Annotated in this window: 13 protein-coding genes; 7 read left to right on the top strand and 6 right to left on the bottom strand. The window is 39.5% G+C overall.

Going from position 1 to position 13,028, the window contains the following annotated elements:
* Window positions 1–30: 30 nt before the first annotated feature.
* The 5 genes from J3U74_RS00065 to dusC all read left to right on the top strand — a co-directional run bounded on the left by J3U74_RS00065 (window position 31) and on the right by dusC (window position 4,417).
* Window positions 31–816, top strand: coding sequence for a DUF3100 domain-containing protein (locus J3U74_RS00065; protein ID WP_267329859.1), 786 nt, complete (start codon window positions 31–33; stop codon window positions 814–816).
* A gap of 2 nt (window positions 817–818) precedes the next feature.
* Complete coding sequence (locus J3U74_RS00060) at window positions 819–1,268, top strand: hypothetical protein (protein WP_220218151.1); 450 nt, start codon at window positions 819–821, stop codon at window positions 1,266–1,268.
* A gap of 20 nt (window positions 1,269–1,288) precedes the next feature.
* The gene (locus J3U74_RS00055) at window positions 1,289–2,608 is read left to right on the top strand and encodes an amidohydrolase (RefSeq protein WP_267329858.1); all 1,320 of its coding nucleotides are present in this window, start codon (window positions 1,289–1,291) and stop codon (window positions 2,606–2,608) included.
* A gap of 76 nt (window positions 2,609–2,684) precedes the next feature.
* Window positions 2,685–3,458 (top strand): molybdopterin-synthase adenylyltransferase MoeB, encoded by a 774-nt coding sequence (locus J3U74_RS00050; protein ID WP_267329857.1) that lies wholly within the window; start codon window positions 2,685–2,687, stop codon window positions 3,456–3,458.
* Window positions 3,455–4,417, top strand: a complete 963-nt coding sequence (dusC, locus tag J3U74_RS00045) for a tRNA dihydrouridine(16) synthase DusC (protein WP_267329856.1) — start codon at window positions 3,455–3,457, stop codon at window positions 4,415–4,417. Before J3U74_RS00050 ends, dusC begins: the two co-directional genes overlap by 4 nt.
* Here the strand turns inward: dusC and J3U74_RS00040 are convergent.
* From J3U74_RS00040 to J3U74_RS00015, 6 genes are all read right to left on the bottom strand, one after another.
* On the bottom strand, window positions 4,406–5,401 hold the full coding sequence (locus tag J3U74_RS00040) for a hypothetical protein (protein WP_267329855.1): 996 nt from the start codon (window positions 5,399–5,401) through the stop codon (window positions 4,406–4,408). The two genes, dusC and J3U74_RS00040, sit on opposite strands and share 12 nt — an antisense overlap.
* A 320-nt stretch (window positions 5,402–5,721) precedes the next feature.
* On the bottom strand, window positions 5,722–6,612 hold the full coding sequence (locus tag J3U74_RS00035; RefSeq protein ID WP_267329854.1) for an L-ribulose-5-phosphate 3-epimerase: 891 nt from the start codon (window positions 6,610–6,612) through the stop codon (window positions 5,722–5,724).
* 68 nt (window positions 6,613–6,680) lie between these two features.
* Window positions 6,681–7,325 carry a 3-keto-L-gulonate-6-phosphate decarboxylase UlaD gene (locus tag J3U74_RS00030; protein WP_267329853.1) on the bottom strand — a complete coding sequence of 215 codons (645 nt, stop codon included), beginning with the start codon at window positions 7,323–7,325 and terminating at the stop codon, window positions 6,681–6,683.
* A 19-nt stretch (window positions 7,326–7,344) separates the two neighbouring features.
* Window positions 7,345–8,037 carry an L-ribulose-5-phosphate 4-epimerase gene (locus J3U74_RS00025; protein WP_267329852.1) on the bottom strand — a complete coding sequence of 231 codons (693 nt, stop codon included), beginning with the start codon at window positions 8,035–8,037 and terminating at the stop codon, window positions 7,345–7,347.
* 3 nt (window positions 8,038–8,040) lie between these two features.
* Window positions 8,041–8,514 (bottom strand): PTS sugar transporter subunit IIA, encoded by a 474-nt coding sequence (locus J3U74_RS00020; protein WP_220218159.1) that lies wholly within the window; start codon window positions 8,512–8,514, stop codon window positions 8,041–8,043.
* A gap of 21 nt (window positions 8,515–8,535) precedes the next feature.
* Window positions 8,536–10,302, bottom strand: a complete 1,767-nt coding sequence (locus tag J3U74_RS00015; RefSeq protein WP_220218160.1) for a PTS ascorbate-specific subunit IIBC — start codon at window positions 10,300–10,302, stop codon at window positions 8,536–8,538.
* Window positions 10,303–10,750: 448 nt separating this feature from the next.
* Here J3U74_RS00015 and ulaR point away from each other — a divergent pair, with 448 nt between their 5' ends.
* Entirely contained in the window at window positions 10,751–11,512 is a 762-nt protein-coding gene (gene ulaR / locus J3U74_RS00010) for an HTH-type transcriptional regulator UlaR (RefSeq protein WP_220218161.1), read from the top strand.
* A 25-nt stretch (window positions 11,513–11,537) separates the two neighbouring features.
* Window positions 11,538–12,605, top strand: a complete 1,068-nt coding sequence (gene ulaG / locus J3U74_RS00005) for an L-ascorbate 6-phosphate lactonase (protein ID WP_267329851.1) — start codon at window positions 11,538–11,540, stop codon at window positions 12,603–12,605.
* Window positions 12,606–13,028: the final 423 nt, after the last annotated feature.

Genomic DNA, 13,028 nt, shown 5'->3' with positions numbered 1-13,028 from the left:
GACTAATAGCAATAAAAATAAGGAGTTAGGATGGAGGTTTTAAAAGACTATAGAGTGCATTTTCTTGCACTGCTTGTTGTTTTATTATGTGAGTTTATTGGTAAGCAATCAATTTGGACAATTGTGGTTTACCCAATGCTGTTTGCCATGATAATTGGCGGCATTATTAGTTTACCGAAATTGAAGATACTGAAAATTAAAAATATGAATCATGCCAGCACCGTGATGATTATTACCTTAATGCTACTGGTTGCCAAACTTGGAGTATCAGTGGGTCCCAAAATTGATATGATTTTACACGACGCAAAACTCGCTTTGATTTTTCAAGAGCTGGGACATTTTGCCGGTACCATTTTATTAGGCTTACCGCTGGCAATGATGCTAGGGATGAAACGAGAGGCGGTTGGCGCCACTTACTCGGTTGCGCGTGAACCCAATATTGCGATTGTTGCCGACAAATATGGCCTTGAATCGCCGGAAGGACGTGGTGTGATGGCAATGTATGTTTGTGGCACACTTTATGGCGCAATATGGATGAGTATTCTTGCCACTTTAATGGCTAAATTTAATATTTTGCATCCCTATGCTTTAGCCATGGGCGCTGGAGTTGGAAGTGGCAGCATGATGGCCGCCTCCCTTGCACCAATCAGCGATCTTTACCCGCAAATGGCGAACGAAATTAAAGCTTATGCCACAACCGCTAACCTAATGTCGAGCATTGTTGGCATCTATATTTATACTTTATTTTCTCTACCATTTGCATCATTTTTGTATAACACACTTGCCCGTTTTCGACGCAATAAAGAGGGCGCATAATTATGAAGATTTTAGAAACACTCTTTTTACTTATTTTAGTTGCAATTATCATGGCCGCTGGCAACTCAGTCGGTTATCACATTGATTTTATGCTTTCACTACAAGCCATGGCTATTTTAGTCGCGATATCCATTGTCGGCTTTTTTATCAGCAAAATTCCGGTGCTCAATAAACTACCGGTTATTTTATGGGTATCGGTTGCCGCTGCGGTGGCGTCCTCCCCAATCTTTCCATTTAATGAGCAAGTGGTATCGATAACCAATGAGGTCTCTTTGCTAGCGGTTTGTACACCGGTGCTTGCCTATGCAGGATTAGCAATCGGTAAAGATCTTGCTTTATTTAAAAGTATATCGTGGCGAATCATTCCGGTATCGCTAGCGGTATTTTCGGGCACCTTTATTTTTGCGGCAATTATTGCTCAAATCACATTACAATGGGAAGGCGTTATCTAATTTAGATAAGGATGATATTGATGACAAAAGAAGAACTTAAAAAACAGGTTTGCCAAGCGATTGCCAACCGTAAAACAGATATAAAAACCCTTGCTGAAGCGATTTGGGCTGAACCGGAGCTGGGCTATAAAGAGCATAAAACCGCCAAAAAAGTTGAACAAGCGTTTGATGCGCTCGGCGTACCATATGAAAATAAACTGGCGGTAACTGGCGTTAAAGGCCGCTTAAAAGGGGGTAAAGGTAGCCAATACAGCGTTGCAGTCATTGGCGAACTCGATGCGATTATTTGCGCTGACCACCCGTCCGCAGATGAAACATCCGGTGCTGCGCATTGTTGTGGTCATAATGCCCAAATTGCCAACATGATGGCGGTCACTATGGGATTAATTGACGCCGGCGCCATGCAGTTTTTAGCCGGCGATGTGGTGCCATTTGCTGTACCGGCCGAAGAGTATGTTGAAATTACTTACCGAAATAGCCTTATTGAAGAAGGCAAAATTAAATATATCGGCGGTAAACCGGAACTGATTTCACGAGGTGAATTTGATGATGTTGATATGGCATTACAAATCCATTTAACCAGTGTACCGACCGAACAACAAGACGGATTTATCGAAATCTCAACAACCAGTAATGGTTTTATTGGTAAATTAATCCGCTACAAAGGGGAAGCAGCTCATGCGGCAGCCGCACCACATGCCGGCGTCAATGCATTAAATGCCGCTATGATGGGCATGATGGGCGTTCATGCGATTCGTGAAACATTTCAGGAAAAAGACTATATTCGTTTTCACCCAATCATTACTCAAGGCGGCGATTTGGTCAATGTGGTACCCAGTGATGTGCGTATGGAAAGCTATGTAAGGGCTGGTAACGTTCCGGCGATGATTGATGCCAATGAGCGAATTAATCAAGCCTTAAAAGCCGGCGCAATGGCGGTAGGAGCAACGTGTGAAATTAAAGATCTACCCGGTTATCTACCTTTGCATAATAACCCAACATTAAATACGCTTTTAAAAGCCAATGCTGAAGCATTAATTGGCGAAGAAAATGTATCTGTTGCGCCGCATATGACGGGTAGCACTGACACCGGCGATTTATCACATATCATGCCGGTTAGTCATCCATGGATTGGCTCAGTCAGAGGCGTACTGCACGGTAAAGACTACACGGTATTTGATGAAGATATGGCCTACATCCGCCCCGCTCAAATGATGGCATGTACCATTATCGATCTGCTTTATGATGACGCCAAAACGGCACAAACATTATTATCCAACTATAAACCACTGATGAGTAAAGAAGAGTATTTAAGCTTCTTGTCGAAATTCGATAAATAATGTTTTTCACTTGGCACAATGTTTGTGCCAAGTTTCTGCTATAATAGCGATTTTTTAATAACCAACACAACTTCCTATGCAAGCGCTAACCAATCAAGAACTCTATCGTTATGACAGACAAATCACTTTACGTGGTTTTGATATTGATAAACAGCAGATCTTAAAAAATAGCGCTGTTTTAATAATTGGTCTGGGCGGATTAGGTTGTGCCGCTTCACTCTATTTAGCCAGTGCCGGTATCGGTAAATTAACTTTAGTCGATTTTGATACCGTGTCCGCATCTAACTTAAACCGGCAAATTTTATATACTGCACAGTCAATCAACAAATTTAAAGTGGATGAAGCCAAACAAGCATTACTTAACATCTATGCGGATATCGAAATAACTGCAATCAATGATAAAATTGAAGATGAGAAGTTAATGGCATTAATTCAACAACACGACATTGTCATCGACTGCACCGATAACTTATCCACCCGGGAACAGATTAATGGCAACTGTTATCAGCTTAAAAAACCGCTAGTTTCTGCTGCGGCTATACGAATGGAAGGGCTATTAACAACCTTTACTTATCAAGCTAATACGCCATGTTACCACTGTTTAAGCCGACTGTTTGGGCAAGATCAACTAAGTTGCGTTGAAGCCGGTGTCATGGCGCCATTAGTTGGCATGTTTGGGTCGATGCAAGCACTCGAAGCTATTAAAGTTTTAACCGATTATGGCAAGCCATTAGTGGGTCGGGTGCTGATGATTGATACCATGAGTATGCAATTTAATCAGGTTGGACTTTCAAAGCAGCCCGATTGTCCGATCTGTGGTGAAAGCGATAAAAATCGGGTAACACAATGAATATTAATCGAATTATATTAGCACCAATGGAAGGTGTATTGGATTATCATGTCCGACAAATCTTAACTGAAATAAATAAATTTGATTATTGCGTGACGGAGTTTGTGCGCGTCACGCATCATAAATTATCCAATCGAACCTTTTATCGACTTTGCCCGGAGCTTAACCATAGCGGAAAAACCACATCGGGCACACCTGTTCGTGTCCAAATACTGGGACAATCACCGCAATGGATGGCAGAAAATGCGCTCAAAGCGATCGAATTAGGCTCCTATGGCGTGGATATTAATTTTGGTTGCCCGGCTAAAACCGTGGTTGGCAGTCATGGCGGCGCCTATCTATTACAATATCCACAGCAGATCTTCGATATTGTTCAACACGTCCGACAAGCGATTGGTAACGAGCAAATATTATCGGTTAAAATTCGTCTCGGTTGGCATGATAAATCCCTTTGCTATGAGATTGCGCAAGCCATTGCCAGCGCTGGAGCCACTGAATTGGTGGTTCATGGTCGAACAAAACAGGACGGTTATCAAGCGGACAAAATCGATTGGCAGACCATAGGCCAGATAAAACAAAAAGTGACCATTCCGGTCATAGCCAATGGTGAAATCTTTGCTATTGAAGATGCCCAAAATTGTTTGAATCAGAGCCTAAGTTGCGATCTAATGCTGGGTCGGGGAATATTAACCATACCTAATTTAGCCAATATGATACGCTTTAAACAAGCACCGTTAAGCTGGCAAGACGTTTTACAAATATTAAGTCGCTACGCAAGCAGTCATGTAGCCGATGCCAAACCGTTTTACCATTCTGCTCGAATCAAACAATGGCTGGCATATCTACGACAACATTATCAACCGGCAGCTTCATTATTGCGCAATATTCGAACGCTTAAATCACAACAAGAGATCATTGGTTTTTTAGAAAGTGAACAACAACAATCATTACTTAAATAACATATGCGCTTTAGTTGAACCGGCAAAGTAATAACGGGTAATTGAAGAGACAATAAAGCACGGGCAAATCATCGATATCAATAACGTTATTAAAGGTAGAATATAGCTAAAATGCGATCGCAAGTTATTTGCCCAATAAATTAATCTAGTATTATTAAACAATAACGCCAGACAAAGCAGATTGAAAATCACCGTAAATAGATTAATTAACAGCGCACTTTTAATAATTCTATCGGTCTGTAGCACTACAAAAGTTTGTTTGAACTGTTTTCGACTAATTAATATAACCAGCAATAAATTAATCAAAAAAACCATAAGTGGGAAGATCTCATTTAACTCACTTGCATGATAATAGTTAGAAATGGTTAGGGTGGTGAACAATAATAAAGCGGTAAACACAACAAACAAGAACATATATAGCGCAATAAACAACACAAAGTGAATACGAGTGCTATTTTGTTGGTTAAGCTCAAAAACCTGTTTACTTTTATCAAACCATGGACTCATCAGTTTAATATAAAAATAGATAATCAGACCGATTAAGGTCAGCTTAAGCACATTATAGCTGATAGCCGCCGTCACAATCCCGCCACTTGAATTAGGCGCGATAAACCTTGCCAATAAGTCACTGTTAACAAAAATGTGATCAAATATTAAGTCAAATATTTTGACAATCACGACATTGATTTCTAACAAAAGGAGATTTTTCAGCGTGAAAATATGAATATTACATCGATTTAAAGCGAAAGCCGAAACAATAAAGCTTAATAAAGCAACCGGAATTAAATTATAAAATTCATTATGCAAGTAGAAAATATAATCGCTAATAATTGACCATAATAGATAAAAATGGTCAATTACCCCAATAAAAGGGTATAAAAATAACCATAGAATAATAAGCACACTGAAAATAAAAAACAGTGCAACAAAAGTAAGAGGTAATGTAAAAAAAGATAATTTTTTTGAATCAATGCTTAAAGTCATTTAACACCTTATTTTTATTTCAATTTGGAAATTTAAAATCTGGTTAAAACACGACCTTGAAACATATAATATAGATTAGACAGCATAACCAAAACCGATAAATAAAATACCACAAGCGCAAACAATCACCAATAATATTTTTAATATCTGCCTTGTTTATTAAGGGTTAAATAGTGAAAAACAGTTTATGAATCAATTGGTTAAAAATAATCGTTAGCTGTTTAGCCTTAGTGTTAATAATAAGCGTGTAAACACGCTTCACCAGCTTGAAGGGGGTGAAGCAGTGTAAAAAATGAGTGGAACAATTAACCTAAACCCGATTAACTAAATAGTGGAAAATCGGCTTGCTGAGCAATACCCATTAAGCGCTGTTTAGCCGTCACGATATTTTGTTTCCAGTTTTGATCTTGTGCCCACATTTCAATTACCAGTGGTGCGGTATAATTCATCTGTTTGAGCGTTGTGAAGATCGCATCAAAATCGACTTCACCTTCACCGATCACTAAATCACGAAACTGTCCAGCGTAATTGGGTTTAACTTTGTAAGTATCTTTTAGATGTATTTGCACAATATGTTCACTGCTGAGTAATAGCTCGGTGCACACATCATAGTTCCAACCGGTAATATTACCCACATCCGGATAAGCCATAAAATAAGGGGAGTTGACTGATTTTCGTAAAATCTCAAATTTACTGAGCGAATTGAGATAGTTGGTATCCATAATCTCAACCGCTAACATCACGCCCCTTCGCTCAGCTTGTTTGGCGCTCCATTGCATTCCTTCAATAAAACGCTGATGAGTTTCTAAATTAGCCGGTTCGTAATAAACATCATAGCCCGCTAACTGAATCACTCTCACGCCTAACTTATAAGCAAGCAAAATGGCTTTATTCATAATGATTTTAGCTTGTTGTCGGATACTCTCCTGCGCTGAGCCAAACGGGTATTTACGGTGAGCGCTTAAACAAATGGAATGAAAATAGATGCCGGTTTGTTCACATAATCGCTTTAAGCTGAAAATCTCTTCATCTGACCAATCGAGCCTTGCTTGTCGTTCATCAGTTTCGTCAATCGACAGTTCGATAAAGTCGAATCCTAATGATTTCGCTTGGTTAAATTTTTCTTGCCATGAAAGCGTATTAGGAAGTGCTTTTTCATAAAGACCGATCAAAGGCGATGATTTGATGATATTGATTGAACTTTCTGTCATAGTTTAAACCTAATAGTGATTAAATAAAGCTTGATGCAGTCACCAATTAAGTGGCTGCATCAATCCGCTTACCAATATTTAGCAATTTGATCTCTCAACGCTTGCGCCGTTTGTTGACCGTTTTCATTGGCTAGTGCTCGACCAGCGATAAATGCTTTGGTTTTAATTCCTTTGAACAGATGTATATCTTCCGGCACAATGCCACCGGTAATGGATAACTCTAACCCCAGATCAGAAAGTTGGCGCATTTTAACCAGATCTTCTTCGCCCCAACCAACCCCTGCCAATTCGGCATCTCGTGAGCGATGATAGATCGCTTGTTTGATGCCTAATTTACGCCACGCTTTGGCATCTTCAAGCGTCCAATGACCATACAGCTCAATTTGAATTTCACCGTTATACTCATCAGCTACTTTTTTACAAGCTTCAATGGTTGCAATATGCGCCGCTGCTGAAACCGTGAGCCAATTTGCGCCAGCAGAAAACGCCATTTTCGCCAAAATAGCACCGCCATCGGTGGTTTTTAAATCACACACTAAAATATGATTAGGGTGCTTTTCTCTTAAGGTTTTCACACCAATAATGCCGGCACCAAATGCCAGAATCGTTCCGACTTCGATAATATCGACAAATCCGGCAACATTCTCTGCTACCTCTAAAGCCGGCTTTAATTCTGTTTGATCTAAGGCTATTTGTAACTTAGGTTTTGTCATTTTACTTCCCCTTTAAATTCTATTTTTGACCATAATAAGCATTGGCACCATGCTTACGGAAATAGTGTTTATCTGATAAAGCTTGTTGAATATGAATGGTTGGATTGAGCTGACGAGTTGACAGCGCCATTTTAGCCACCTCTTCGAGTACCACTGCGTTATGTACTGCATCAATGGCATCTTTTCCCCAACAAAATGGCGCATGACCTGAAATTAATGCGCCTGGCATAGCAACCGGATCAAGACCACGGCGCTTGAACTCCTCTACAATCACTAATCCGGTGTTTTTTTCATAATCTGACGCAATTTCATTTTCAGTCAATCGCCTTGTACAAGGTACATCGCCATAAAAATAATCCGCATGCGTTGTGCCTAATGCCGGTACATCTAATTCTGCTTGCGCCCAAATGGTGGCAAAAGGTGAATGGGTATGCACTATGCCACCAATGTTGCTAAACGCTTTGTAAAGCTCAAGATGCGTTGCGGTATCGCTTGACGGGTTTAATCGTCCTTCGACTATCTCACCTTCTAGTGACAAGACAACAATGTCTTCGACCTTCATATTTTCATACTCTACGCCGGAGGGTTTAATCGCAATCACCCCTTTAGTACGATCAATTTGCGAAACGTTACCCCAAGTAAAGGTCACTAAGTGATGTTTGGGCAGGGTTAAATTAGCTTGTAATACTTTCTCTTTTAAAGCCTGATACATAAATCAACCTCCCATTAATGCCTTATCGATGACGGCATAAACATCTTCTTTGGTTTTACAAGCTCTTAACTTATCGAGATCAACACCTGTTTCACTGTTTTCATCATCGAGTACTTGTGTCACCTCCATTAACCCTTGCATATGCTCATCAGAAGTACTGCCCGCTAACGTGATAAGCACATCAACCGGCTCCGGTTCGCCGTCAAAGTAGACCGGTTTATTGAGTGTGACTAAAGCAAATGCTGTTCGATTCACACCGTCTTCGGGTCTGGCGTGTGGCATGGCAAAATTAGGGGCGATAATAATGTAAGGTCCCATGGTTTTCACGCAGTGAATAATCGCCTCATAATAAGAGGGTTTAATCGCTTGAGATGCAACAAGCATATCCGTTCCTAACTTGATAGCTTCCTGCCAAGTGGCTGCATCAGCTTTAAGTAAAATAGAGTTGTTTTCAATCAATGATTCTTTCAAAGCCATGTTGCGCTCCTTTTATATAATTTACTGGGCAAGAACTTTTTTAATCAGTTCAATAAGTTCATCACCAAATGTGTTTGGATTAAGCATATTTTGTACACCTAAAGCATGTTGTCCTTCGTTCACTTCAATCTCGTGGATCAGATGCTTAGAGGCAACGATGATATCGACATTAGGTAAACGGGATTTGTAATCGGTAACTGCACATGAATCCATAACATTGGCTATGCCTTTCTTATCTAAATAATTGGCAATTTTCATTTTCATCATCATTGAAGAGCCTTGACCACTGCCGCATACCGCTAAAATGCGCACCGGTTTACCTTCACTAATTGCCACTTCTTCCATTTTTTCAACGACCGCTTCGTTAACATCTTCAGTTGGATCATCGACCAGCGGTCTGTTTTTTTGTTCTGCTTCTTCTTGACGTAACTGTTTAGCCGCAAAGAACATATAGACTAAAGCTAAAGCGATAAGTACATAGATGAATAAGTAAGAGAAAGATAATCCTTGTAAAATAGGCGGGAACAAGATAGCCCAGTCAGCCATACCCATCCAAGAATCGATTGGTGTACCATTTTGCGCAAAGATATGAATCACCCAGGCAGAGCCAAATACTTCAATCATGCCCATAACAAAACAGATCTTCATCACCGCTTTCCAGCCACCAAAATGGTTAGAAAATACGCCAATGGTCGCATTAGAGAAGAACATCGGGATAAAGCCCGGAATGATCATAATCGGCGATTTAAAGACCAGTAATAAAGCGATAGCTAAAAATTGCCCTAATGCACCCCAGATAAAACCAAACACCATTGCATTAGGTGAAAACGCATAAATCGCCGCACAGTCAATGGCGAGTACCGCATTAGGAATTAATTTTTCAGAAATACCTTTAAAAGCTTCAGATAATTCGGCAACAAACATTCTCACGCCGCCAACAATAACTTGAATTGCCACCGCAAATTTAAGCCCGGTCTCTAAAATATAGATTGTCCAATGGGTTGAACCGGCCATTGTTTGTAAATTATCTAAACCGAAAGAAAGTAGAATAATGCCAAAAAAGATGGTCATGACAATTGCAGTTGCCGCAATGCTATCATGGAAAATATGCAACCATTTCGGAAGTTTTAGATTATCCACTGAATCATTTTTATCACCTAATTTCGGCGCTAATTTAACCGCAATCCACGACCCTAATTGTTGCTGATGACCAATTGAAAACCCAGCTCCACCGGTGACGGCCTCAGTTGGTTTAAACATCATATTGGAAAAAATTCCCCAATAGAGCGCCGTAATAACAGCTGAGTAGATGATTGTTTCCCACATGCTAAAACCAAATAGGAAATAAAATAGTGCAATTAAGCCCACTTGTTGGAACATGATATGTCCGGTAAGCATAATTGTCCGAATTCCGGTTATACGGCGGAAAATAACCAATAAAATATTAATCGCAAGCGCTAATAGTACCGCATAGCCTACCCATGAATAATACTCACCCATGCCTGTCTCAACCGCCACCATTGAGGCATAAGTATCGATAATTGATCCTTTGATGCCATGATATTCAGAAAGTTTGGCGATAACCGGTTTAAAGGTCGAAACCAAAACGCCCGAACCAACTTGCAATAACATGAAACCGACGATAGTTTTAATTGTTCCTTTTAAAATAGTGGTGATATCTTTTCTTAAAAGGCAATAGCCTAACATTGTCACTAACCCAAGTAACAAAGGCGCCTTTGTCATCACTTGGCTATAAAAAATATAAAATATGTTATAGATTACTTCCATAGACCCCTCTCAATGGTAATGGACACTACTGCTTCAATTATTCGAAGAACTGACAACAGATAGATGAATAAATCATCAAAATGTCTCTTATATGGTTGTTAATGATGAAGTTAATTTTGAGATAAATTTAAACTTCATGGGTTAATCAATCGCAAATGACTCAATTAACCGACATCATCTTTTCACAATCACAATTAATCACTCAATGATTATTTATGATTAATTTGACCAAGATCACCTTTCTAATTCATTCGACTTAATATCTGTGATTGTGATCACACTTTTGTTAAAAAAACCGATCTAAACAAATGCAAAAGTTATTTTTTTACAATATATTAAAGAAATATTACTGGAATAGGATTTTTAAAATAATTGACAATATTGTGAATGAAAACTATTATCACAAATAATCAAATTTAATCAAAAAATGGACAACTTGAGGCGATAAATGAACGAAATAACTCGACATAATGAAATTGTTGCTTTAGTGAGCGAAAAAGGGATGCTCAAAGTGACAGAATTGATCGAACTTTTTTCGATCTCACCGGCTACAGCCCGTCGTGATATCACAAAATTAGATCAAGAAGGGCGAGTAAAAAAAGTTCGTAATGGCATTATGCGATTAGAAGAACAAAAAGCGATTTGGGTGCCAATTGACATCAACAACACCGAAAACTATCACGAAAAAGCACGCATTGCGATACGAGCGGCAAAGCTATGCAGTAACGATGAAAATGTGGTGATTAATTGTGGATCAACCGCTTTTTTATTAGGACGTGAATTGTGTGGCAAGCAGGTTTCGATTATCACCAACTACTTTCCACTGGCTTGTTATTTAATTGAGCATGATCATGAAAATGTCATCATTATGGGTGGTTTATATAACAAAACACAAAATATCATCCTCAACCCAATTGCCAGTATCACAGATTCCTATGCCGGTAAATGGATGTTTACCAGTGGCAAAACCCTTACGCCAACAGGCCTTTATAAAAATGAAATATTAAGCGCTGTAGCTGAACAGCAAATATTAGAAAAAGCGGAAAAATTGGTAGTGGTGGTCGATAGTTCAAAAATCGATACCAAAGCAAATTCAGGCATGCTTTTTTGCCCAGTAAGTAAAATTGATATCTTAATTACCGGTAAGCAAGCAAACAAGGAAGTAATTGAGAGCATCAAAAAACAAGGTGTAGAAGTGATTTTAGTCTAATTATTATTGTTAAAAGGAACATAGTATGAGTAAAGTGAACGAAATTACCCGTGAATCGTGGATATTAAATACGTTTCCTGAGTGGGGAACTTGGCTTAATGAAGAGATTGAAACAACCGAGGTTAAACCCAATACGTTTACCATGTGGTGGCTTGCTTGTACCGGGATTTGGTTAAAATCGGCTGGTAATACAAATATCTCGGTGGATTTTTGGTGTGGAACAGGTAAAAAAACTCATGCCAACCCTTTCATGAACAAACAACATCAAATGATGCGTATGGGCGGCGTGCGTGAGTTACAACCCAATTTAAGAACCAGCCCTTTTGTGCTTGACCCTTTTGCGATAAAAGAGATCGACGCAGTAATGGCAACCCACGATCATGCTGATCACATTGACGTTAATGTGGCAGCGGCGGTAATCCAAAATTGTTCACCGAAAGTCAAATTTATTGGTCCTAAAGCTTGTGTCGAATTATGGAAAAGCTGGGGCGTGCCGGAAGATCGCTGCATTGTTGCCAAAGTGGGCGACACTATTGAAGTGGGTGATATCACCATTCGTGTGCTTGACTCATTTGACCGAACTTCTTTAGTAACGCTACCTAAAGGCGTCTCTTCAACCGATAAATCGATTTTAGACGGTATGGATGATAGAGCGGTTAACTATCTGTTTGAAACATCCGGCGGATCACTTTATCACTCTGGCGATTCTCACTATTCTAACTACTATGCGAAACATGGTAACGATTATAAGATTGACGTGGCGTTGCTCTCTTACGGTGAAAACCCTCGTGGTGTAACCGATAAAATGACCTCATCAGACATTTTACGTGCAGCCGAATCACTTAATACTAAAGTCGTGATTCCATTCCACCACGATATCTGGGCAAACTTCCAAAGTGATCCTCGTGAAATTGAAGTGTTATGGGAAATGAAAAAAGATCGCCTTGATTACCAATTCTCGCCATTCTTCTGGCAAGTCGGTGGGCGTTATACTTATCCAACTGATAAAGGTAAAATGCATTATCAGCACTATCGTGGCTTTAGAGATATCTTTACTGACGAACCGGAATTACCTTACCGTTCGTTTTTATAGTCGATGTAGCGGCCTGTCAATTTGACAGGCCAGTTTGTCAAATTTTGGTTAATGTCATTTGATTAAATAAGCTTTTATTTAGTCCTTTGGGTCGGTTAGTTTAACGGCCCCTTTTTGTTAATATCCTTTCTATTTAAGCGTTCGCTGGATTATTTAGTGTTTTGGGTTTTGGTTGAGGTTATTTAGATTTTATACTTAAACGTGGGTGTTTTCTGAAAGTTCTTGTCAGTGGTTTGTGTTTTTTTGCTTAAACGCCTATATTTTCTGAAACTTTTTGACAAGTTTTTTACTTTCTTTGAAAGTTGTAGGTTTTTTGTCTGCAGGTTTCGGACGCTGTGAATTAGTTGATATTTTCATTTCGGTGTCTGCGTCCGAATAGGGGGATTTTATGCGAAATCCCCCTATACCCCCTCGCAGCACCAC

It is taken from the genome of Gilliamella sp. B3892 (genome assembly GCF_026536305.1).
Classification (GTDB): Bacteria; Pseudomonadota; Gammaproteobacteria; order Enterobacterales; family Orbaceae; genus Gilliamella.
This window is presented reverse-complemented; position numbering and strand designations above follow the sequence as displayed.

Bases quoted from the DNA above. Each gene is read 5' to 3' on its own strand.
- J3U74_RS00065 (WP_267329859.1), top strand. From the start codon at position 31: ATGGAGGTTTTAAAAGACTATAGAGTGCATTTTCTTGCACTGCTTGTT.
- J3U74_RS00060 (WP_220218151.1), top strand. From the start codon at position 819: ATGAAGATTTTAGAAACACTCTTTTTACTTATTTTAGTTGCAATTATC.
- J3U74_RS00055 (WP_267329858.1), top strand. From the start codon at position 1,289: ATGACAAAAGAAGAACTTAAAAAACAGGTTTGCCAAGCGATTGCCAAC.
- J3U74_RS00050 (WP_267329857.1), top strand. From the start codon at position 2,685: ATGCAAGCGCTAACCAATCAAGAACTCTATCGTTATGACAGACAAATC.
- dusC (WP_267329856.1), top strand. From the start codon at position 3,455: ATGAATATTAATCGAATTATATTAGCACCAATGGAAGGTGTATTGGAT.
- J3U74_RS00040 (WP_267329855.1), bottom strand. From the start codon at position 5,401: ATGACTTTAAGCATTGATTCAAAAAAATTATCTTTTTTTACATTACCT.
- J3U74_RS00035 (WP_267329854.1), bottom strand. From the start codon at position 6,612: ATGACAGAAAGTTCAATCAATATCATCAAATCATCGCCTTTGATCGGT.
- J3U74_RS00030 (WP_267329853.1), bottom strand. From the start codon at position 7,325: ATGACAAAACCTAAGTTACAAATAGCCTTAGATCAAACAGAATTAAAG.
- J3U74_RS00025 (WP_267329852.1), bottom strand. From the start codon at position 8,037: ATGTATCAGGCTTTAAAAGAGAAAGTATTACAAGCTAATTTAACCCTG.
- J3U74_RS00020 (WP_220218159.1), bottom strand. From the start codon at position 8,514: ATGGCTTTGAAAGAATCATTGATTGAAAACAACTCTATTTTACTTAAA.
- J3U74_RS00015 (WP_220218160.1), bottom strand. From the start codon at position 10,302: ATGGAAGTAATCTATAACATATTTTATATTTTTTATAGCCAAGTGATG.
- ulaR (WP_220218161.1), top strand. From the start codon at position 10,751: ATGAACGAAATAACTCGACATAATGAAATTGTTGCTTTAGTGAGCGAA.
- ulaG (WP_267329851.1), top strand. From the start codon at position 11,538: ATGAGTAAAGTGAACGAAATTACCCGTGAATCGTGGATATTAAATACG.